This window comes from Pseudoalteromonas sp. BMB (assembly GCF_001709235.1).
GTDB lineage: Bacteria > Pseudomonadota > Gammaproteobacteria > Enterobacterales > Alteromonadaceae > Pseudoalteromonas > Pseudoalteromonas maricaloris.
In genome coordinates this window covers 69,455-91,016 of the sequence record NZ_MBQA01000215.1, presented here as the reverse complement: position 1 = coordinate 91,016, position 21,562 = coordinate 69,455, and the positions used below count along the sequence as shown (strand labels likewise).

The following is a 21,562-nucleotide window of genomic DNA, read 5'->3' as shown; positions in this document are numbered from 1 at the left end:
AGCTAAGCTTACTGTTGTATGCTAACGTTCACGTAAAAGTTGCATACGTATTCATGCTGTAAATGCGATGAATGTAATAATTATTCCGCTCGGTCTAGTGTAGACAAGCTAAGAAAAATAATAAGGATAGGTTGAACTGCTTATGCTAAACCTAACAACTTTTGGGCGTATTGCTGTTGTGATGGCAATGCTACAAGCCGGTCTAGTCAATGCCCTTGAAGTGCAAATTGTCGATGCTGATAAACAGCCACTCGCGAATGCCGCGGTGTGGTTGCAAGGAGATGGCTTTGATAACAAAAGAACGACGCTAGATTATAAAATGGAGCAAAAGGATAAAGCGTTTGTGCCCCATATCTTGATGGTGCAAGCTGGCACACAAGTCTCGTTTCCAAATTTAGATCCCATTCTGCACCACGTCTATTCGTTCTCTGCTGCAAAGCCGTTCGAGCTTAAGTTGTATCGCGATGACCCGAAACAAGTATTATTTGATCAAACCGGTGTGGTTGAGCTTGGCTGCAATATTCACGATTGGATGCTGGGTTATATCGTAGTTGTAGATAGCCCATTATTTGCGGTAACGGATAGCAGCGGCAAAGTATCAATCGACCTAGGTGCTCAGCAAGCCAGCGCACTAAAGCTGAATGTATGGCATGAAAGATTTGAAAATATAGATAAAATAGAACAGCATCCGCTCTCCGTCGTGAACAACACTCAAGCAATTACCTATCAAATTAAGCAAACACTGGTTGCTCCACTTCAGGATTTCTCCGATGGCTTCGATGATTACTAAGCTAAGCGCCGCTTTGGCATTATTCGCCATAGGGCAAGCAGGTGCCGTTGAGATTTCTGGACAAGGGCAACTGCAAACGACCTGGCAGCATGATGATAATCGTAAAGCTTGGTATCAGCCTGGGTGGGGCGTTACGCGTTTTGGGAAAGGGGAGTCAGACATTACGCTTAGTCGAGGCGCTATTGATTGGCGTGCAGATTTTGCCAGCGCTTGGTCTTTGCACGGGGTAACACAGTATGTGCCAGACCCAGATGACAAGCTTGGTTTTACAGAACTGTATTTGCAATATCGAACACTACCCAAAAATGGCAGTCGCTTTATTGTTCGAGCTGGCGGCTTTTATCCGAAGTTCTCTATTGAGAACCCAGATATTGGCTGGTCATCACCCTATACATACCAGTATTCGGCCATCAATGCTTGGATAGGGGAGGAAGTGCGGGTATTTGGCGCTGAAGTCGCGATTGAGCAGCCGCAGACTCGTCGTAGCCGAGGTCAGGGATTCAAAGGTGTGTTTGGTGTTTTTAAGGGTAATGATCCGGCTGGCACTTTACTCGCATGGCGAGGCTTTACTGTGCATGATAGGCAGTCGGTGTTTAACGAAAGTCTCCCCTTTGCTGCGGTAGAGTCGTTGAACACACCGCAGCTACAACATCAAGCACAGCATGTTGAACCGTTTTCTGAAGTAGATGGCCGATTTGGTTATTATGTTGGGTATCATCGCGACTTTTCAAACCGCAGTGAGATCAATGTCTATTGGTACGATAATAATGGCGATCCAAGTAAGATCAACTACCGAACCGGTCAGTATGCGTGGGACACTAAATTTATTAGTGCAGCTTGGCGTTACAAGTTAACACCGCAGACGCATATACTCGCACAAGGCATGCTGGGTAATACCGCCATGGGTGTCAATCGCGGCGTCGATAATGACTTTAATAGTTGGTTTCTGCTACTCACACATCAGCGCGATGAGTGGCGCTTTTCCATGCGGGGGGAGCAGTTCAAAGTCATCGACAAAGATGATTGGCAGTTCGACCCAAATCAAAGTGATGGCCATGCACTGACCGCTACAGTGAAGTATCGAATTGATAGCAATTGGCTGGTGGGCGGTGAGTTTTTGAGCCTGACAACCACAGTTGCAAATCGCGAGGCCTTTAACGGAAAGCCCAAGCAAAGCGATAATGTGTGGCGGCTCAGCGCGGAGTATCGTTTTAATTTATAACAATAAGCGTGACGCCCAAGGTGTCACGCTTATTCATGCCATACGATACGTTAGTCCAGTAGACGATTAATGCCGTTTAAGGCTGCAACGCGATAGGCTTCGGCCATTGTTGGATAGTTAAAGGTCGTATTGATAAAGTACTCGATGTTATTACCCGCTCCTTTTTGTTCCATAATGGCTTGGCCGATATGGATGATCTCGGATGCACGTTCACCAAAGCAGTGAATACCTAATATCTCTTTGGTTTCTGCATGGAACAAAATTTTCAAGCTACCGACTTCAGTGCCGGTGATCTGTGCACGAGCCAAATGTTTAAACTGGGCACGGCCCACTTCATAGGGAATGCGCGCAGCGGTAAGCTCTTGCTCGGTTTTACCAACAGAGCTCATTTCTGGAATGGTATAAATGCCGGTAGGGATATCGGTGATCAAACGATCATCACAGGCACCATGCACAATTGCATTGGCCGCAATACGCCCTTGATCGAACGCTGCACTGGCTAGGCTTGGATAGCCAATCACGTCTCCTACAGCGAAAATATTATCCACTTCCGTTTGATAGTGCTCATTGACTTTAAGCTGACCGCGGCTATCAGCCTTTAGACCTACGCTAGCAAGGTTGAGTGTTTCGGTATTACCGGAGCGGCCATTGGCCCATAAAATGCAGTCTGCGCGTACTTTCTTGCCAGACTGTAGATGCACAATAACCCCTTTGTCATGAGTCTCTACTTTCGCAAACTCTTCGTTATGGCGAATAACAATACCATTATTCCAAAAATGGTAACTGAGTGCGTCAGAGATCTCGGCATCCATAAAGGCCAATAAGCGGTCGCGGGTGTTGATGAGGTCTACCTTTGCGCCCAGTCCTTTAAAGATTGATGCATATTCACAGCCTATGACCCCCGCGCCGTATATCAATACGCGCTGAGGATTATGCTCAAGGCTTAAAATAGTGTCGCTGTCGTAGACTCGAGGGTGGTTAAAATCAACGCCTGGTGGGCGGTATGGACGCGAGCCTGTGGCTATTACAATGGTTTTAGCGGTGAGTAGCTCTTGCGAACCATCTTGGTGAATGACTTGTACTGTATGCGCGTCAACAAAGCTGGCATCGCCTTGAAATAAGTGAATGCGGTTACGACCATAAAAGCTAGAACGCAATGTTGACTGTTTTGAGATCACATCACTGGCATGGTGCAAAATATCTTGAAAGGTATGGCGCTGCGGGCGCTCAGTAAAACGGTAAAGTGGATTCGCTTTATACTCAATTAAACGACTGACAGAATGGCGAAGCGCTTTTGAGGGAATGGTGCCCCAGTGAACGCAGCCACCGCCAACCGCATGCTGGCGTTCGATAACCGCGACTTTTTTACCACTTTTAGAGAGGTTCATGGCGGCGCCTTCGCCGCCAGGTCCGGTGCCTATAATAATGGCATCGTATTGATAGGATTGTGGAACAGTTTCGGTTTTTTCTGCAGCTTTTTTGCTCACGGCCTCACCCCTTTAGTTATTGAGGCCGCTGAACATTATGCCGTTTTCAGTAGCCTCGAATTTAGTGCAATCCAAGCTTGTTTTTGGCTTTCCCAAGCTTGTTCTAGCTCTTTATATTGTTGCATCAGTGCGGAATGTTCGCACTGTGCAAGTACTGCTTCCTTCTTCGCTTCGAGTACCTGTTTTTGCACAGTACAGTAGTTTTGAAGCTTTTTAAGAAGTAAATCATACTCTTGTTGTAACAATGTAAGCTTATCTTGCGCCAAAGGCAATTTTGCGAGACTGACTTTAGTCTTATTCAACAAGGTCTCCGCCTTGGCTTTTTCAATGCGTTCAACCGGAGTGCGTTTTAGCTTACTGGCAAGGCCTAGTGCTGCAAAAGTACGGATCAGCCATTTAGTTGGGTCATAGTGATACCAACGAATGCCATTACGGTAGTCGCTGGCAAAAATATGATGAAAGTTATGGTAGCCTTCACCGTAAGTGAAAAGAGCTAGCAAACCATTGTCTCGCGCGGTATTTTTTTCGGTGTAAGGACGACTACCCCAAATGTGCGCCAGTGAATTGATAAAGAAAGTAAAATGTTGACTGAGTACGAGTCTGAGTACGCCTGCAAGTAACAACATACCAAACACATTTCCGAGTAATAAACCTAGCACTAACGGGATGCCGATATTCGTAAGTAACACCAATTTCATATAGTGCTTGTGTTGCCACATCACGATAGGGTTACGTTGTAAGTCTCTGGCGTTATTATAATCACCGTAAGTCTCGCCTTGATAATCTCTCAGCATCCAACCGATATGGCTATACCAGAAGCCTCGTGTTGCAGCGTATGGATCTTTTACCGGGTCGTCGACTTGGCCGTGGTGCACACGGTGATCGCTACTCCAATGTAATATACTGTTTTGTAACGCGAATGCGCCACCCAACGCAAAAATAACTTGAATCACAGGATGGGCGTCATAGGCTTTATGTGCCCATAAGCGGTGATACCCAGCGGTGATAGACAGACCGGCGTAAAACATACAGGCAACAAAAGCTACCCAGTGGCTGGTGGTATAGCCGTATTCAAAGCCATACCAAGGCACCAAAGTGATCGCAGCTAAAAACGATAAGCTAAAGAACAGCACATTGGTCCATAAAATGGGTGGTTTTTTCATCAATTAATCTCAAAATCTAATTTCAGCGTACAACTGTACGCTAAAATAGTATTTCATTCTTGCTGCGTCAAGGTTTAGACTGCGGTTTATTGTTCTTATTTTTCGAAGCGAATTGGGGAAAGTCCATGGCTGGTGTACGCGCCCAACAAAAACAGAAGACCCGTCAAGCGCTTATCGAAGCGGCATTTAATCAACTAAGTGCTGAGCATAGTTTCTCGAATTTAAGCCTGCGTGAAGTCGCACGAGAGGCGGGTATCGCACCTACTTCGTTTTATCGTCATTTTAAGGATATGAACGAGCTCGGGCTGACTATGGTAGATGAAGCGGGTTTAACCTTGCGACAATTAATGCGCCAAGCAAGACGTCGCATCGCTAAAGGTGGTAGCGTGATCAATACTTCTGTGCACACCTTCATGGAATTTATTGAGCAGTCGAGCAACCAGTTTCGTTTATTACTGCGTGAACGTTCGGGTACTTCGCCTGCGTTTCGTGCCGCCGTTGCTAGAGAAATCAAACATTTTATCTTAGAGCTTGCTCATTACCTTGAAACAGAAACGGGAGTAGATACCCATCACGCCCACATGCAGGCTGAAGCAATGGTCACCTTAGTATTTAGCTCTGGTGCTGAGGCTTTGGATCAAGACCCCCCTCAACGCGCTGAACTGACCGAGCGTTTGAAGTGGCAGTTGCGGTATATCGCAAAAGGTGCCTCTGGTTATGCAAAACATCCAGAACCAATAAAAAAATAGCCTAAATTGGCTATTTTTTTATTGGTAATTAAAATTCAAAATTACCCTGCTCACTTCATATCCTATCTGTGTTCACTCTTATTATTGAAATATATTTTCTAAAGCTGGCATTTTTTTAATTTAAATTACCAATAAATTGAGGTTTAAACTCTATTTTTGGGATAATTTATGCTTGATTGTCGCTTTTGAAGCATGTTAAAACATAACCAATTCATCAACAGGAACACTTAGCTCAATGAAAATGACTGCGCGTATTTCACTCCTTCTTAACCTCCTACTGGTAAACCAGAGGGGTGGGGTGTAATTGCGCGAATTGAGCGACATTTACTGTAGACACCCCGCACTTGCGGGGTTTTTTTTGGCTGAGGATAAGGGTATGCAAGATAAAGTCTGGATTTTCGATACAACATTAAGGGACGGTGAGCAGGCGTTAAAAGCCAGCTTAACAGAAGAAGATAAAATACAGCTGGCGCATACCATTAGTCGTCTCAATGTGGATGTTATGGAAGTGGGTTTTCCAGTATCAAGTCCGGCTGATTTTCGTGCGGTACAACGCATTGCTGCTGAGGTAAAAGGTCCGGCGATTTGTGGCCTTGCGCGTGCGGTTAGTAAAGATATCGACGCGTGTGGTGAAGCCCTTAAAGGCGCTGAACAGCGCCGCATTCACACCTTTATCGCAACCAGCCCTCTGCACCTAGAACATAAGTTAAGAATGAGTCTAGATGATGCGACTAACATGGCGATTAAGGCCATTACTCAAGCTAGAAAGTACACTGATGATGTTGAGTTTTCATGTGAAGACGCCGGCCGTACGCCACACTCTGATCTGTGTCGTATTGTTGAAGCGGCGATTGATGCCGGTGCATCTACGATTAATTTGCCTGATACCGTAGGTTATGTCACACCAGACGAATATGCAGCGATGATTTACCATATTCGTAATAATGTGCCTAACATCGACAAAGCCAGACTAAGTGTCCATTGTCACAACGATTTAGGACTTGCGGTGGCAAACTCAATCGCGGCGGTACAAGCCGGTGCAAGACAAATCGAATGTACCATCAATGGTATTGGTGAGCGTGCAGGTAACTGCTCACTAGAAGAAGTGGCGATGATCATGAAGATGCGCCAAGACCACCTAAAAGTATACACAGATATTCGTAGCGAAGAGATTTATCGCGCGTCGCGCCAAGTTGCTAAAATCTGCAATATGCCGGTGCAGCCAAACAAGGCAATTGTGGGTGAAAATGCCTTTGCACATAGCTCGGGTATTCACCAAGACGGCGTCTTAAAAGCACAAAACACCTATGAAATCATGGCACCAGAAACCGTTGGCGTGCCGAGTAATCAGTTAAATATGACTTCACGCTCTGGCCGGCATGTTATCGAGCATCGTCTTACCGAGCTTGGCTATCAGAAATCGGATTATGATATGGATAGCCTGTATGAAAGCTTCTTGGCGTTAGCCGATCAAAAGGGCACGGTTTACGACTATGACCTTGAAGCGATGATTTATTTCAACCAAATCAAAGATAAAGACGAGCGCTACCAATTACAGTTCGTCAATGCATCTTCTAACTCTCAATCTATCGCGAGCGCGACTGTGGGGATTGCCTTGAATGGTGAGCTTAAGCAAGAAGCGGCAACCGGCAACGGTCCTGTGGAAGCGGCGTTTGTAGCTATCGAGCGTATCACTGGCATGGCGGTGGAAGTGGTGGAATATAACCTTGATGCGACGGGTAAAGGAGCAAGTTCACTGGGCCAAGTCGATATTATTGCCAAGTTTGATGGTAAGCAATATCACGGTATGGGACTTGCAGCCGACATTGTCGAAGCGTCAGTGAGAGCCATGATCCGAGTATATAACCTAATTGATAGAGCACAAAAAGTGTCTAGCCTAAAACAACAAAGGAAAGCAGGATGAGTCAAGCAAACTACAAAATCGCAGTACTAGCTGGAGATGGAATTGGTCCAGAAGTGATGCAAGCCGCTGAGCTGGTATTAGATAAAGTGGCGACTAAGTTCAACTTTGCTTTAGAAAAATCACCACAAGCGATTGGTGGTGCGGCCATAGACCAATTTGGCGAAGCCTTACCCGCGGCGACATTAGCCGCGTGTGAGGCCGCCGATGCGATTCTGTTTGGCTCTGTGGGTGGGCCTAAGTGGGAGCACTTACCGCCAAATGAGCAACCAGAGCGGGCATCCTTATTACCGCTTAGAAAGCACTTTCAGCTATTTTGTAATCTGCGTCCTGCGCAGCTATTACCCGCATTGAGCGCGGCCTCTCCACTACGCAGTGACATTAGCCAGCAAGGTTTTGATATTTTATGCGTCCGTGAGCTTACTGGCGGGATTTATTTTGGCGAAAAAGGTCGCCAAGGTGAGGGCGAAAGCGAGTCGGCGTTTGATACGCAAACCTATTCCCGCAAAGAAATTGAACGTATCGCCCGTTTTGCTTTTGATGCAGCGAGACTTAGAAGCAATCATGTGACTTCTGTAGACAAAGCCAACGTGCTGGCAACCAGTGTACTGTGGCGTGAGGTGGTCAATGAAGTCGCGAAAGAATACCCAGATGTGGCGCTTGATCACATCTATATCGACAACGCTGCGATGCAGTTGGTAAAACAACCAAGCCAGTTTGATGTGCTACTGTGCGATAACCTGTTCGGTGACATCCTTTCTGATGAATGTGCAATGATCACGGGTTCCATGGGGTTATTACCATCGGCAAGTCTAAACCAATCGGGCTTTGGCTTATATGAGCCTGCGGGCGGCTCAGCACCAGATATCGCCGGTAAAGGGGTGGCAAATCCAATCGCACAAATCTTAAGTGCAGCGCTGATGCTACGTTATTCATTGGGGCAGGATGAAGCGGCACGCGCAATTGAAAAGGCAGTAGCAGAGGCGGTGAAAGATGGTGTAGGTACACCGGATATCTATCCTCAAGCAGGGTTTACTACAATGGATGTCGCGCAAGCGATCGTCGACAGGGTTTAATAAAGGTAAGAGCAAGTGGCAAAAACATTATACGATAAAATTTGGCAATCCCATGTGGTTGCTAAATTAAATGAGCAAACCGATCTCTTGTACATTGACCGTCATCTAGTACACGAAGTTACCTCACCGCAGGCATTTGCGGGATTAAGAGAGCAGAACCGTTCGGTAAGATGTCCAGAAAAAACCTTTGCGACAATGGATCATAATGTCTCGACCAAGAGCCGTTCGATTGATGCTGCCAGTGAGGTGAGCAAAAACCAGCTACAAGCGTTGGCACAAAACTGTGAAGAGTTCGGCATTGTACTTTACGATTTGAATTCGATTAACCAAGGTATAGTGCACGTAATGGGACCTGAGCAAGGGATCACTTTGCCAGGTACAACGATTGTATGTGGCGATAGCCATACCTCAACGCATGGTGCATTTGGTGCGCTGGCTCACGGTATTGGTACATCAGAGGTTGAACATGTGCTGGCCACGCAAACATTACAGCAGAAAAAAGCCAAATCGTTAAAAATTCAGGTGAATGGCATCTTGCGTCCGACCGTGACTGCAAAAGACTTGATCCTCGCTGTGATTGGGCAATTAGGCACAGCTGGTGGTACTGGCTATGTGGCTGAGTTTTGCGGGACTGGGATCGAAGCGCTGTCGATGGAAGCGCGGATGACGCTCTGTAATATGAGTATTGAAATGGGGGCGAAAGCTGGCTTGATCGCACCTGACGAGAAAACCTTTGCGTATTTACGTGGTCGCCCATTTGCTCCTCAAGGCGAAGACTTTGATGCTGCTGTGCGCTATTGGCAAACCTTGCATAGCGACCCGGATGCTGAATTTGATCGTGTTGTGGAGCTGGATGCTGATAGTGTGCAACCTCAAGTAACCTGGGGGACAAGTCCAGAGCAAGTCATTGGTATTAATGACTTAGTACCTAACCCTGACGATGAACCTAATTTAGTCAAAGCAGATGCGATGCGCAGCGCGCTGAAATATATGGGCCTCACAGCAGGACAAAGGCTAAGCGATGCCAAAGTTGACACTGTATTTATTGGCTCTTGCACCAATAGCCGTATTGAAGATTTGCGTGCCGCGGCACAAGTGGTGGTGGGCAAGCACGTAGCGGCAGGCGTTGAAGCGCTAATCGTCCCGGGATCTGGATTAGTAAAACAGCAAGCCGAACAAGAAGGCTTAGCCGATATTTTCAAAGCTGCGGGATTTGAGTGGCGTGAGCCGGGCTGCTCTATGTGCTTGGCGATGAACGATGATCGTCTTGGCGCGGAAAAACGCTGTGCATCGACCTCAAACCGGAATTTTGAAGGACGCCAAGGGCGAGGTGGTCGTACGCATTTGGTGAGTCCTGCAATGGCGGCTGCGGCAGCAATTGCTGGTCACTTTACTGATATTCGAGGAGAGGCGTCATGAGCGTGTTTCATCAGGGCCTAGTTGCGCCATTAGACAAAAACAATGTTGATACAGACCAAATTATTCCCAAGCAGTTTTTAACTTCAACCAGCCGCGATGGGTTCGATAAAGCGCTGTTTTATGATTGGCGCTATCTTGAAGATGGTCAGCCAGATCCGAACTTTGTGCTTAACTATCGACAATATCAGGGCGCGTCAATCTTGTTAACCCGTGACAACTTTGGTTGTGGTTCGTCTCGTGAGCATGCTCCTTGGGCACTAAAACAATATGGTTTTACCGTGATCTTAGCCGAGAGCTTTGCCGATATCTTTTTTAACAATTGTGGTAATAACCAAATGCTTTGCATTGCGTTACCAGCCAGCACGTTAGATACGCTCTTCGATGCATGTGAGCAACAATCACAAGTGCATTTGAGTATTGACCTAGAAGCGCAGCAGATAAGCGGAGCGGGTATTGCACCAATTGACTTTGAGGTGCGTGAAGACATCAAAGCACGCCTCTTGAGTGGTCTTGACTTTATCGGTGAGACCGAATTATTGAATGCCCAAATTGATGCCTTTGAGCAGCAGCTTGCTACGATAAGACCTTGGCAATAATAGCGGTTTACTCAATTTGGTCGAATAATTTTGCCACAAAGCCAGAAGCTGATTAAGCTCTGGCTTTATTTGTTTTAGGTGTCTCCAATGAAAAAATTAACTTTAGCGCTACTCGCAACCTTGAGCTGCGCAGCCCTCGCGCGTCCTGCCCCGCTGGTTTCCATCCCAAGCCATGATGCATTTTTTGACGCTATTAAAGCGCATTGTGGTAAAGCCTACGAAGGTAAAGTAACGGTGGATAATCAAGGTCCAAGCAGCTTTAGCGATGCGCGTCTTGTGATGCACGTTCGTAAATGTGGCGACGCTGAGCTTCAAGTCCCATTTCATGTAGGAAAAGATGCTTCAAGAACTTGGATCATCACCAAAACAGGGAGTGGTTTGAGCTTAAAGCACGATCACCGCCATGAAGATGGCAGCGACGATGTTTCTACTATGTATGGTGGTCATACCCTAGATGCGGGATTTAGTACCGTGCAGTCGTTCCCAGCTGATGAATACTCAAAACAGTTATTTGTCCAACAAGGGATACCACAGTCAGTCGGAAATACATGGCAGATGTATATCTATCCGGAGCAGTTTACCTATCGTTTAGTGCGTGAAGGGCGAGAGTTCCGAGTGGACTTTGATTTAACAACACCGGTAACCGCACCAAAAGCGCCTTGGGGATACGATACCAATTGAATTAATTCTCTAATCAATTTGAAGGGTGAAATAGCATATTAGCTTCGTTAAAAATTTCTCATTTAGAATAACTAAATAGCAAAATTTTTGCCTAGCTACTAAAACTATTTCCCCGCTTCAAAATAGATCATTTACTTAATACAACTGGTATAAAGACTAAACCCAGAGCGGGTAACGAAAACAAATTTGTAGCGCTAATAAAAATGTGTGGCTATTTGGCCACACATTTTACGTCTACTGTTAAGTCATTTTGGTAAGGTCTTGGCTCTAATGGCATCTTATCAAAGCCTTGAACGCCACCAAGTAATGTCAATTGTGGGTTACTGCCTTGGCATAAGCGTTTGGCATGGCGCAGCAAAAATACGCTTTGTTGCCTAAAATGCGCATAACTATCTGGCTTAATTGCCAGTCGAAAGTGGTCATCGTTATAGGTGGTTTGCTCATAATGTACTTTGTGGTCAAAGTCATAGAGCTTTTCAGGTTCGCCTCGTGGAACCGGTGTATATTGGCATGCCGAGAGCAGTGTTGCACCTACGACTAGGGAACTTAGCTTTAATGAATTTAGTCTCAATGATAACTTACGCATAACTGTCCTTTTAGTCTGCTACATTACTAGTATATCACATGGGAGATTAGTCACTTGCTTAACCAACTTAAAAAACTATTTCAAAGCTTGAAGGAGTCATCACCGAAACAAGAAATCGACTTTAATACCGCGCTGGCTGCATTACTGGTCGAAGTGATGCGAGCGGACGGCAAACTACAACAGTCGGAGTTCGATAAAATTGCGGAGCTACTCAAAACACGTTGTGAATTGCCTGAACCACAAGTCAGTGCACTGATAACACAAGCGCAGCAATTGGTGGAACAGGCGGTAGATATGTATTCTTTTGCCAAACAAGTGAATAATCACACTAGCGACATTGAGCGCATCGAGGTCATTGAGCTATTGTGGCACGTTGCTTATGCCGATGGTGAACTCGACAGCCATGAAGACCATATCATTCGGAAAATAGCCGGGCTGTTTTATGTTGCTCACCCTGATTTCATTGCTGCAAAATTACGCGTTCAAGCTGGTTTAGATACCTAGTGTGCTAATACGGTTTGACACGTAACAATCACTTCTTGAATTATAAAGTTCACTAACGTCGGTGAAATTGCACATATTTTGGCAATATCCTTCTGCTTGTAATCACCACGTTTATACAGGCTTAGAATGTTCTGGTGGCGTTTTGATAGAGAGCTTACCGCTTGCATCATACGACCATCTAGATTTTGCTCAATTAAGGTTTCTTCAGCGTTGACTTGCTTATCAGTGTATTGTCCTGGCAGTGCGCTGTCTAAGCTAACCCAGCTTTCCTTTGATTTTTTCCTTACCATATCAATTGCGATATTTCTTGCTGTTTGATAGCAGTAAGCCAAATGATTGCTAATGGCTTGCTCTTGTTCATCAGGCATTTTTGACAGACGAATATACGTTTCCTGTAAAGCGTCTTCTGCGAGGTATTGGCAGTGAAGAATTGAGGTTAAATATGCAGTCAATTTCTCCCTTTGTACTTCAATTATATCGGCCCAACGACGAACATCTACCGTATTATCTGAGCGCAACACTGCTGCCATTTTATCCCTCTACGATTAATAATGAAAATAATTATCAATTAGATCCTAAGTTTTTTATCGGGTTTTTGTCAATAGCTAAATCGAATTTTAATTTACTTATTTGTAACGTTTGTGTCATCAAAAGGTGCGCAGGTAAAAATATGAACAGTTATGAGAATTATTTTAAATTTTTCTAAATTAATCTTAGGGGCAATCGTCATTAGGGGGTTAGTGGCAAATCGGCTCTCGGTGTTAGGTTTTAATGTGTTGATAATTAAGTGGTATTTCTAATTTCATTATTTGTCCTAAACGCCGAGTGGATCTTGCATAACGAAATAACCCACATAGGAAATTTCATAAGGTCGTATTTATGTTAAAAAGTTGTGTTAGTTGGCCTGTTGAGGATGCAGAGCGATATCGCAATCTTGGATATTGGATAGATGAAGAATTAAGTCAGATTTTAGAGCGTCAAGTACAGGAAAATCCGACTCAAATTGCAGTTATCGATAACGATATCGAGAAGTCCTATGCATGCTTGGAAAAAGAGGCGACGAGACTGGCGAGTTATTTGGCTGCGCAAGGACTTTGTGCCGGTGACACCGCGATTGTGCAATTGCCTAATTGTTACGAATTCTATGTGGTATTTTTTGCTCTACAAAAGCTGGCGGTGTTACCTGTTAATGCTTTGATGAATCATAACCAAGTCGAGTTAACACATTACGCAGCTGCTCTGCAGCCAAAGTTGATTATTGCGGACACAAAGCATTCTCTGTTTGGTGATAGTCAATTCTTTGAACAGTTACAAGTGTGTACACCGCAACTACAGCATGTGCTGCTGCGCGGTCAAAGTACTTGGGCTAAGGAGCTTGGTGAAAAGCTGCATGCTTCTGCATGCTTTGAGCATTTTGATTCTCTGCCATTTCGTAAGCATCAAGCGGACAATGTGGCATTCTTTCAATTGTCGGGGGGAAGCACAGGTACACCTAAGTTGATCCCTCGTACCCACAATGATTATTACTATAGTGTTCGCCAAAGTGTCGAAGTGTGTCAATGGAATAAACAAACGCGATACCTTTGCGCTCTACCTGCCGCACACAATTTTCCGCTTAGCTCACCCGGTGCATTGGGAGTGTTTTACGCTGGTGGTACAGTAATCTGTGCTCCAGATCCCTCACCAAGTAGCTGTTTTAGGCTGATCGAGGCCCATAAACCAAATTGGGCCGCTTTGGTTCCCCCTGCGGTTTCATTGTGGCTCGATTCCCGAGAGCGACAACGCTATGACCTAAGCTCGTTAGCTGTGCTCCAAGTCGGTGGAGCTAAGCTCAGTGCCACCCTCGCTGCCAGAATGGAAAAAGAGCTTGTTGTGACGTTGCAGCAGGTATTTGGCATGGCGGAAGGGCTTGTCAACTATACCCGTCTCGATGATGACGAATGGACGCGACATCATACACAAGGTCGACCAATGAGTGCAGCTGACGAAATCCGTATCGTCGACGAGAATAATCAACCAGTACCTCAAGGAGAGGCTGGGTTATTAACGACTAAAGGACCTTATACATTTCGTGGTTATTTAAACGCTGAACTTCATAACTTAGCTGCATTTACTGAAGATGGTTTTTACTGCAGTGGTGATGTGGTTAAACAAACTGCATCGGGCGACATAATTGTTGAGGGCCGCGATAAGGATCAAATAAATAAAGGTGGCGAAAAGGTCGCAGCAGAAGAAGTCGAGAACCAAATATTGGCACATCCTGCGGTTCATGATTGTGCGGTTGTTGCAATGCCAGATCCTCTGCTGGGTGAGCGTATATGCGCATTTGTCGTGCCGCGAGAAGATCTTGGCCAACCACTCACAAGGGCAATGCTCAATCGCTTTGTTCGAGGTCGTGGGCTCGCTGATTACAAGTATCCTGATCGCTTTGAATTTATTGCGTCACTACCAAAAACGAAAGTTGGAAAGATCGATAAACGCGCGTTGCGTGAGCATATCGCTAATCTACTTACCTCATCACAAACTGCATAATACTCAATAGGATAAACTCATGGCAATCCCACGTATTTCTTCATATCCATTACCATCAAGCCGCCCAGAAAATCGCACTGAGTGGCAAATTAACCCGAGCAAATCGGTGCTATTGGTTCACGATATGCAATCTTATTTTGTGAATTTCTATGATACAACGCAAGCACCGATGCGGTCTTTGATCCAACAAATTAATAGTTTAATCGTGGCAGCCAAAGCTGCTGGTGTCCCAGTTGTGTATACTGCACAGCCCGCAAATCAAGATCCGAAAGATAGAGCGCTGCTAACCGATTTTTGGGGAACTGGCCTGACTGAGCAAGACACAAGCATTTTACCTGCACTTGCTCCAACTGCCGATGATAAGGTTTATACCAAGTGGCGTTACAGCGCATTTAAACGTAGTACCCTACTTGAGGATATGCAGGCACAAGGTCGAGACCAGCTTATTATCTGTGGGATTTATGCCCATATCGGTATCTTATCTACGGCATTAGACGCCTTTATGTATGACATAAAAGCATTCGTTGTTGCGGATGCTGTCGCAGACTTTAGTGAAGCAGAACATCTCCATGCGATGGAGTATGTTTCGTCTCGTTGTGGGCAGGTGCAGTTGTTGGACGAGGTTATCGCTGCGTGCACACCACAAAATACACAACAGAAGTTATCTTTGGGCTCGATGCAGGAGGCGATTGCAGCATTGCTTTGCATTGATGTTGAAGAGGTTGATCCCGAAGAAAATTTACTCTATCTCGGATTAGATTCCATTCGCGTAATGACATTGATTGATCAGTGGCGGGCGCAAGGCATCGATATTACGCTAGCTGAACTTGCAGAAAGCACCACACTTAATGAGTGGTATGAAATTCTAGTGGGCAAAGCACCGCTGGCGATGGAACCTGCATGAGTAATTGGCCTTTAACCGCTGCGCAACTTGGGATTTGGCTTGGGCAGGCAAAACAGCCTACTAGTACGCGCTATAACACTGCTGAGTATGTTGAGTTAAACGTGCCAATAAATGCTGAAGATTGGCTGTTAACTGCTTCTAGAGTGCTACAAAGTACAACGGCAATCAATGTACGCTTTATTGAACATCAAGGCGTGCCGACAACTCAATTACTCAGCGAAGCTGAGCGAGTGGCAAAGTTGGGCGACTATATCGACTTGTCAGAAAGCGATGATGCAGCGTTTGCAGCACAGCAGCTTTTGATAAAGTGGCAAACTCAGCCTTATGACTTAGCCAATGGCGACTTATATCGTCATGTGTTAATCCGACTTGCCACTAACCACTACTATTGGGCACTTGGTGCGCATCATATTGCGATGGATGGCTTTAGTTTTGCGCTGGTTTCTAATCGAGTGATTCAGGCCTATGAGGGGGCTCAAGTTACGGCTGATGAAACTCAATATCAAGCTGTCATCACTGAAGATAGTCAGTACCGTCAAAGCAAGTGGTATCAGCAGGATAGGCTGTATTGGCAACAGCAGCTGCAAGGTCTGGATAATGCCGCAGCCCTGACAACACAAGTGTTAAATACAGAGGCGGACAAGGAAAAGGTTACGACGCAATTATCAGCAACTTTGCTCAATCAATTAGAGGCTCGAGCCAATTCGGTCGACGCCAACTGGTCTGAACTATTACTAACCGCGGTTAGCGCTATTGTTTATCAACACACTGGGGTGGCGAAAACGATCATGGGCATGCCTGTTGCCAATCGTATGGCATCAAAAGCCGCGAATACGCCCTGCATGCATATGAATATTGTACCGGTTCCAGTGGACTTTGTGCTTGTTGATAATTTTGAAGGTTTAATCCGTCAGGTCAGTGAGCAATTGCGTCAAGCTAGAAGGCATTTTCGATATCGTTATGAAGATTTAAAAGCTGAAGCTGCGACCTTGCAATTACCAACAAGATTGTTTGGTGCAGTTGTTAATATTTTACCTTTTGAACGTCATGAAATCTGCCAAGGTGAAGCGGTGATAAGTCATACTGTGTCTGCTGGGCCTGTTGAGGACATTGCATTTATTTTTATCAAGCAAATGGACGGCAGTATTCGTTTCGAGATTGAAGGTAACCAAAGTGGCTATAGTAAAGCTGAGTTGTTGAGTATACAAAGTGAAACGTTGCAGTTTCTCCATGCTGTTGCTGTGGACTTGCAAATGCCATTACGCGTTACCAATCGGGACTTTGCGATAAGTGAGACTCCGGCACCTGTGGCGCAGAGTGACGTACTTAGTTGTTTGTTGGAGTTATCAAGGAAGTCGCCTAAATCAATAGCGGTTCAGACGATAGATGGACATGCTATTAGCTATGAGCGGTTAGTACAGCAAGTGCTATGGTTAGCAAAACGCCTTAGAGTCAATGCTTCCGTCGTTGATGGTACCGTATTACTCGCACTGCCTCGTAGCCAATATACAGTGATTGCAATGTGGGCCGTATTTGCTGCGCAGCACCGCTTCGTCTTTATTGATAACGAGGCTCCTTCTGCGCGTAATCGTAGTATTATCGCTGATGCTAAGCCATGCCTAGCATTAGTGGATGATAGTAGTGAAGGGTTAGCTGAGATCCGCGATGCTGGCGTTACACAGCTTAATATTGCAAGCGAACTTGCAAATGCCCAGCTTGAAGCGTTGGCTGCCACCCCATCAATACTTCCTTTACTAGAACAAGCCTATTTAATCTATACCTCAGGTTCCACGGGTAAGCCTAAAGGGGTGCAGATAAGCCACGACGCATTGGCAGGTTTTGTTAGTGGCGCACGTCTGGCCTACCAAGTAGGCACTCAAGATAGAGTATTACAGTTTGCGCCCTTTCATTTTGATACCTGTATTGAAGAAGTCTTTGTTACTTTGACGGCCGGTGCGACGTTGATACTGCGTAATGACGCCATGTTGGAGTCTTTTGAGGATTTTCTTGCCGAACTAGAAAACCAACGTATTACTATACTCGATTTACCTACCGCTTACTGGCATGAGCTTTGTCGACACCTGTGCGCGACTCGCCGTATGCTTCCTGCGTCAATTCATACCATCATTATAGGCGGAGAGGCGGTTAATCGTCAGCGTGTAGAAGCGTGGCGTGAGCAGTTTAAACAGTCTGTACGTTTACTTAACACTTACGGCCCGACGGAAGCTACAGTCGTTGCTACTGCCATTGATCTCAGTAAAGCAACAAATCCAAGCTTAATTGGTTTGCCCTTACCCGGACGCGGTGCTGTGGTAATGCGTGAAAAAGGCCAGATCGCAAAATTTGGCGAGCGCGGAGAGCTCTGGCTTACGGGCGTGGGTTTATCGAGCGGTTATTTGGGTCTGGCCGAGCAAACTGCTGCTGCGTTTGTCTCATTTTGGGATCCGCAAGCTATGCGGAGCATAGCGGCTTACCGTACCGGAGACATTGTGCGGATGCATAAAAGTGGGCAACTTGAATATCTTGGCCGCGTCGATGCCCAGTTAAAAATCAGTGGCTACCGGATTGAAATTGGTGAGATTGAAGCTGTGCTATTGGGTGTTCCTGCCATTCTTGAAGCCGCGGTGACTGTGGTTAAGAATGCGCAAGGTAGTGCAACTGCTTTGGCGGCGCATATAGTGAGTACCACCGCATGGGCGTTAAATGATTTACGCACAGTGCTGAGTGAGCAGTTACCCGCTCCAATGTTACCAGCACAGCTTTATCAATATGAAGCTTTACCTAAAACACCGGCCAATAAAATCGATCGCAAGCGATTATCTGAGCAGCAAAATGCCGTCTGTGACGCTGAGGTTATGAGTGACTTTGAAACACAGATAGCTGCCGTTTGGCGGGAAGTTCTGGGCGTGAGTAATGTCCGGTTAGCTGATAACTTTTTCAGCATTGGGGGGCAGTCACTCCAATGTATTCAAGTTGCAGGGCGGCTAACACAACTACTTAATAAAACGGTGAATGTCGCATTTTTATTTGCGCATCCTAAACTCGTCGACTTGTGTAATGCACTTCAGCTTGGTGATGAATTAGCACACAAGACGAACACGGATATCGCGACAACGATAAAAGCAGACCTTGCTCAATTTAGAGATAAGCTGTTGCAGGTTCAACCGCATACACTACCTGAAACTAGTGAGGAAACGGTGTTGCTGACCGGTGCGACGGGATTTGTTGGTGCGCAGTTACTGGCGCATTTACTTGCGAAGCCGGATCTAAGTGTAATTTGTAGTGTAAGAGCTAATAACATAGAGCATGGGTTCGAACGGTTACAGCAAGCCTTCGACGTGCAAAACCTTGGTGAAATAGATAGTTCTCGGGTAACGCTGTTACTTGGAGATATTGCCGCGTCACAACTTGGGTTGAGTGATGCTGACTATCAACAGCTGGGCATGCGCGTGACTCGAATATTACACAATGCAGCGCATACCTCTGTGTTACGTGATTACAGTAGCTTAAAAGTGGCAAATACAGATGCGACAGCGGAATTATTGATGTTCGCGAAATATTTTAGTTTGCCATTTAATCACGTCTCGACTATTGCGGTTGCACCACAGTCCGGAGAGCCTCTTGATGAGGCGTTTATTCCTTATCATAGTGGCCTTCACGATGGTTATCAGCAATCAAAATGGGTTGCGGAAGCGATGGTAGAAACCGCTATTCAACAGGGGGTAGCAGCACAAGTATATCGCTTAGCACGAGTCACGGGGGCCAAACAAAGTGGCTATATTAACCACAATGACTTGGTATGGCGCATTTTGCGCTCTGGACTTAAGTTTCATCGTTTGCCTGAGCTTGCTGTGTCTGAGCCGTGGACGCCCGTAGATAGAGTTGCCAAATTTGTCAGCGCACAAACTTTAACGCCTACTACTGCGGCTGTCTTTAACGTGACACCGCAAACTTTAGTGTCGTTACCGGAATTGTATCAATGGCTTATCGATTTTGGTTTTGTTTTCAAAGTGGAATCTTTGTTGAGCTGGTTGGCTGTTCTTGAACAGTCAAAAGATGAAGAAGACCTAGCGATTGCAAGTTTCTTTACAAGTCAGCCGCAGCAATCACAAAAAGCGACGACATTGGTTGCGAGCAATCAGAATTTTATCTCAGCAAGTCTCCAACACGATGCGAGTTTGCAGTCTTTTGTAAAGGCCGACTTAGCGCGCTACCTCATTTATGCTTTTGCCAGCAACTTGCTAAAAATTGAACACCATCCTGAAGCGTATAAACGACTGCAGACATTACAGGCTAAATTTTCTGAATCGAAAGAGGAGTTGTCATGAAGCAGCGACAACCAGTTCCACCTAGCGGTCCTCGCCGTGTATTTTGTGTAGCTAAGCGCTATATCACGCCACACTTGTTGCGGATCACCGTTTCTGGCGAAGCGTTACATGGCTTCCCAAGCGGTTATGATGGTGCGCATATCAAGCTATTCTTCGCAAATAGAACAACCGGCACATTATCACTCCCAACACGTGATGATAGCGGTAAAATTGTTTGGCCGACGGATCGCCCGGTGACAAGGGCTTACACGGTGCGAGCTTATCGACCAGACAGCAATGAATTGGATATTGATTTTGTAGTGCACGGCTCCCACAGTCCAGCATCTGGCTGGGCGGTCAATGCCGACGTTGGCGCTGAACTTGGGGTTGCAGGGCCCGGTGGGCCAGATCCATTGCTAGCGGATGCGGATTGGCACGTGCTTGCAGGCGACCTTACAGCTGTTCCGGCGATTAGCGCGCTGCTCGAGGGGTTTGAGGCAGAGCGACGAGCTGAAGTCTTTATTGAAATAGATTCATTAGATGATAAGCATACTATTACTGCACCATCAGGTGTCAATATTCATTGGTTGCTGCGTCAAAGTGGTGACTGTGAACAACTTGCAAGAGCAATTGCAAATGTTGCAATACCCTCAGGTGTGGCTTCTATCAGTGCTTTTATTGCTGGCGAAAATGGTGCAGTACTGGCGTGTCGTAAGCGGCTTATTCAAGATTTTGGGTTATCAAAAAAACAACTGTATGCCATTCCATATTGGCGTCGCGGTCAGGATGAAGAAACCTATCATGAACGCCGACATGAAATCATGGATGAGGTGTACTAGATGTCCAATGAATGTGAATTTACAGGGCGTATCGCGTTGGTGACGGGAGCTTATCAGGGCATAGGTAAAGCACTGGTCGAGCAACTATTAGCACGCGGAGCGATTGTAGTTGCGGCAGATATTGCTACTGCCGCGAGTCAACTCCAAGAAGTAACGGCTAATCACTTCCAAATCCATCTTGATGTTACGAACAAAAACCTTGTGCAAACCGTAGTTGAGGAAATTGAAATCCAGCTCGGTGCAATAGAGTATGTTGCCAGTGTCGCTGGTATTTTGCACATGGGAACGCTGCTAGAACAAAGCGATGCCCAGTGGCTTGATACGTTTGCCGTAAATTGCCATGGGCCATTTTATTTATGTCAGGCGGTGGCGAATAAGATGCGGATAAGAAAGCGTGGTGCCATCGTTGCTGTGAGCAGTAATGCAGCTAGCACACCTAGAGTGAATATGGGCAGTTATTGCGCTTCAAAGGCGGCCTTGAGTGCGATGATTAAAACGCTAGCCCTAGAGGTCGCACCGTTTAACATTCGGTGTAACCTAGTTGCGCCGGGGTCTACCGACACTCAAATGCAGCAGCAGCTATGGCGCGATGAAAATGGTGCTGAGCAAACCATTCAAGGCGATTTAACGCAATTCAAATTAGGTATTCCACTAGGTCGTATCGCCTCAGCGACGGATATCGCAAACAGTATTTTGTTTTTACTCAGTGACCAAGCTCGACACATCACCATGGCTAATCTGTTGGTTGATGGTGGGGCGACACTAGGACATTAATTTTCGAGGAAT

The 21,562-nt window shown here is 45.9% G+C and carries 18 protein-coding genes; 14 read left to right on the top strand and 4 right to left on the bottom strand.

All coding sequences use genetic code 11. From position 1 onward, the window contains the following. The first annotated feature begins 142 nt into the window (after nt 1–142). Nucleotides 143–790 carry a methylamine utilization protein gene (locus BB427_RS22940; RefSeq protein ID WP_069023502.1) on the top strand — a complete coding sequence of 216 codons (648 nt, stop codon included), beginning with the start codon at nt 143–145 and terminating at the stop codon, nt 788–790. Then, entirely contained in the window at nt 771–2,012 is a 1,242-nt protein-coding gene (locus BB427_RS22935; RefSeq protein ID WP_069023501.1) for a hypothetical protein, read from the top strand. Before BB427_RS22940 ends, BB427_RS22935 begins: the two co-directional genes overlap by 20 nt. A gap of 50 nt (nt 2,013–2,062) precedes the next feature. Here BB427_RS22935 and sthA read toward each other — a convergent pair whose 3' ends face one another. Then, nucleotides 2,063–3,499, bottom strand: coding sequence for a Si-specific NAD(P)(+) transhydrogenase (sthA, locus tag BB427_RS22930; RefSeq protein ID WP_069023499.1), 1,437 nt, complete (start codon nt 3,497–3,499; stop codon nt 2,063–2,065). Between the two features lie 35 nt (nt 3,500–3,534). Further along, entirely contained in the window at nt 3,535–4,662 is a 1,128-nt protein-coding gene (locus BB427_RS22925; protein WP_010374369.1) for an acyl-CoA desaturase, read from the bottom strand. Between the two features lie 125 nt (nt 4,663–4,787). Between BB427_RS22925 and fabR the strand changes: the two genes are divergently transcribed. From fabR to BB427_RS22895, 6 genes are all read left to right on the top strand, one after another. Beyond that, nucleotides 4,788–5,411, top strand: a complete 624-nt coding sequence (gene fabR, locus BB427_RS22920) for an HTH-type transcriptional repressor FabR (RefSeq protein ID WP_010374371.1) — start codon at nt 4,788–4,790, stop codon at nt 5,409–5,411. 376 nt (nt 5,412–5,787) lie between these two features. Further along, nucleotides 5,788–7,335: a 2-isopropylmalate synthase gene (gene leuA, locus BB427_RS22915; RefSeq protein ID WP_069023497.1), complete on the top strand. Its 1,548-nt coding sequence runs from the start codon at nt 5,788–5,790 to the stop codon at nt 7,333–7,335. Then, nucleotides 7,332–8,408 carry a 3-isopropylmalate dehydrogenase gene (leuB, locus tag BB427_RS22910; protein ID WP_010604310.1) on the top strand — a complete coding sequence of 359 codons (1,077 nt, stop codon included), beginning with the start codon at nt 7,332–7,334 and terminating at the stop codon, nt 8,406–8,408. Before leuA ends, leuB begins: the two co-directional genes overlap by 4 nt. 15 nt (nt 8,409–8,423) lie before the next feature. Continuing rightward, nucleotides 8,424–9,827, top strand: a complete 1,404-nt coding sequence (gene leuC / locus BB427_RS22905; protein WP_069023495.1) for a 3-isopropylmalate dehydratase large subunit — start codon at nt 8,424–8,426, stop codon at nt 9,825–9,827. Beyond that, on the top strand, nt 9,824–10,423 hold the full coding sequence (gene leuD, locus BB427_RS22900; protein WP_069023493.1) for a 3-isopropylmalate dehydratase small subunit: 600 nt from the start codon (nt 9,824–9,826) through the stop codon (nt 10,421–10,423). Before leuC ends, leuD begins: the two co-directional genes overlap by 4 nt. Before the next feature lie 87 nt (nt 10,424–10,510). Further along, the gene (locus tag BB427_RS22895) at nt 10,511–11,104 is read left to right on the top strand and encodes a hypothetical protein (protein ID WP_069023491.1); all 594 of its coding nucleotides are present in this window, start codon (nt 10,511–10,513) and stop codon (nt 11,102–11,104) included. A 211-nt stretch (nt 11,105–11,315) separates the two neighbouring features. Here BB427_RS22895 and BB427_RS22890 read toward each other — a convergent pair whose 3' ends face one another. Then, nucleotides 11,316–11,690, bottom strand: coding sequence for a hypothetical protein (locus tag BB427_RS22890; protein ID WP_039494777.1), 375 nt, complete (start codon nt 11,688–11,690; stop codon nt 11,316–11,318). A 54-nt stretch (nt 11,691–11,744) separates the two neighbouring features. Between BB427_RS22890 and BB427_RS22885 the strand changes: the two genes are divergently transcribed. Continuing rightward, nucleotides 11,745–12,194 carry a TerB family tellurite resistance protein gene (locus tag BB427_RS22885; protein WP_069023489.1) on the top strand — a complete coding sequence of 150 codons (450 nt, stop codon included), beginning with the start codon at nt 11,745–11,747 and terminating at the stop codon, nt 12,192–12,194. On the opposite strand, the gene BB427_RS22880 is transcribed toward BB427_RS22885, so the two are convergent. After that, on the bottom strand, nt 12,191–12,724 hold the full coding sequence (locus BB427_RS22880; protein ID WP_069023487.1) for an RNA polymerase sigma factor: 534 nt from the start codon (nt 12,722–12,724) through the stop codon (nt 12,191–12,193). The two genes, BB427_RS22885 and BB427_RS22880, sit on opposite strands and share 4 nt — an antisense overlap. Nucleotides 12,725–13,073: 349 nt before the next feature. Here BB427_RS22880 and BB427_RS22875 point away from each other — a divergent pair, with 349 nt between their 5' ends. From BB427_RS22875 to dhbA, 5 genes are read left to right on the top strand one after another with little or no spacing between them, the layout of a single operon-like run. After that, on the top strand, nt 13,074–14,726 hold the full coding sequence (locus BB427_RS22875) for a (2,3-dihydroxybenzoyl)adenylate synthase (RefSeq protein WP_069023485.1): 1,653 nt from the start codon (nt 13,074–13,076) through the stop codon (nt 14,724–14,726). Between the two features lie 19 nt (nt 14,727–14,745). Continuing rightward, on the top strand, nt 14,746–15,630 hold the full coding sequence (locus BB427_RS22870) for an isochorismatase family protein (protein ID WP_069023484.1): 885 nt from the start codon (nt 14,746–14,748) through the stop codon (nt 15,628–15,630). Then, a complete protein-coding gene (locus BB427_RS22865; RefSeq protein WP_069023482.1) occupies nt 15,627–19,958 on the top strand; it encodes a non-ribosomal peptide synthetase in 4,332 nt (1,443 codons plus the stop codon). Before BB427_RS22870 ends, BB427_RS22865 begins: the two co-directional genes overlap by 4 nt. After that, a complete protein-coding gene (locus BB427_RS22860) occupies nt 19,955–20,776 on the top strand; it encodes a siderophore-interacting protein (protein WP_045989420.1) in 822 nt (273 codons plus the stop codon). The genes BB427_RS22865 and BB427_RS22860 overlap by 4 nt, the downstream gene beginning before the upstream one ends. Then, nucleotides 20,777–21,550: a 2,3-dihydro-2,3-dihydroxybenzoate dehydrogenase gene (gene dhbA / locus BB427_RS22855; RefSeq protein WP_039494764.1), complete on the top strand. Its 774-nt coding sequence runs from the start codon at nt 20,777–20,779 to the stop codon at nt 21,548–21,550. The last annotated feature ends 12 nt before the right edge of the window (nt 21,551–21,562 follow it).

What these genes read in the sequence shown, in the direction of transcription:
- BB427_RS22940 (WP_069023502.1), top strand. Translation starts at nt 143, where the DNA reads ATGCTAAACCTAACAACTTTTGGGCGTATTGCTGTTGTGATGGCAATG.
- BB427_RS22925 (WP_010374369.1), bottom strand. Translation starts at nt 4,662, where the DNA reads ATGAAAAAACCACCCATTTTATGGACCAATGTGCTGTTCTTTAGCTTA.
- BB427_RS22860 (WP_045989420.1), top strand. Translation starts at nt 19,955, where the DNA reads ATGAAGCAGCGACAACCAGTTCCACCTAGCGGTCCTCGCCGTGTATTT.
- BB427_RS22865 (WP_069023482.1), top strand. Translation starts at nt 15,627, where the DNA reads ATGAGTAATTGGCCTTTAACCGCTGCGCAACTTGGGATTTGGCTTGGG.
- BB427_RS22890 (WP_039494777.1), bottom strand. Translation starts at nt 11,690, where the DNA reads ATGCGTAAGTTATCATTGAGACTAAATTCATTAAAGCTAAGTTCCCTA.
- leuA (WP_069023497.1), top strand. Translation starts at nt 5,788, where the DNA reads ATGCAAGATAAAGTCTGGATTTTCGATACAACATTAAGGGACGGTGAG.
- leuD (WP_069023493.1), top strand. Translation starts at nt 9,824, where the DNA reads ATGAGCGTGTTTCATCAGGGCCTAGTTGCGCCATTAGACAAAAACAAT.
- dhbA (WP_039494764.1), top strand. Translation starts at nt 20,777, where the DNA reads ATGTCCAATGAATGTGAATTTACAGGGCGTATCGCGTTGGTGACGGGA.
- BB427_RS22880 (WP_069023487.1), bottom strand. Translation starts at nt 12,724, where the DNA reads ATGGCAGCAGTGTTGCGCTCAGATAATACGGTAGATGTTCGTCGTTGG.
- BB427_RS22870 (WP_069023484.1), top strand. Translation starts at nt 14,746, where the DNA reads ATGGCAATCCCACGTATTTCTTCATATCCATTACCATCAAGCCGCCCA.
- leuB (WP_010604310.1), top strand. Translation starts at nt 7,332, where the DNA reads ATGAGTCAAGCAAACTACAAAATCGCAGTACTAGCTGGAGATGGAATT.
- BB427_RS22875 (WP_069023485.1), top strand. Translation starts at nt 13,074, where the DNA reads ATGTTAAAAAGTTGTGTTAGTTGGCCTGTTGAGGATGCAGAGCGATAT.
- BB427_RS22935 (WP_069023501.1), top strand. Translation starts at nt 771, where the DNA reads ATGGCTTCGATGATTACTAAGCTAAGCGCCGCTTTGGCATTATTCGCC.
- BB427_RS22895 (WP_069023491.1), top strand. Translation starts at nt 10,511, where the DNA reads ATGAAAAAATTAACTTTAGCGCTACTCGCAACCTTGAGCTGCGCAGCC.
- fabR (WP_010374371.1), top strand. Translation starts at nt 4,788, where the DNA reads ATGGCTGGTGTACGCGCCCAACAAAAACAGAAGACCCGTCAAGCGCTT.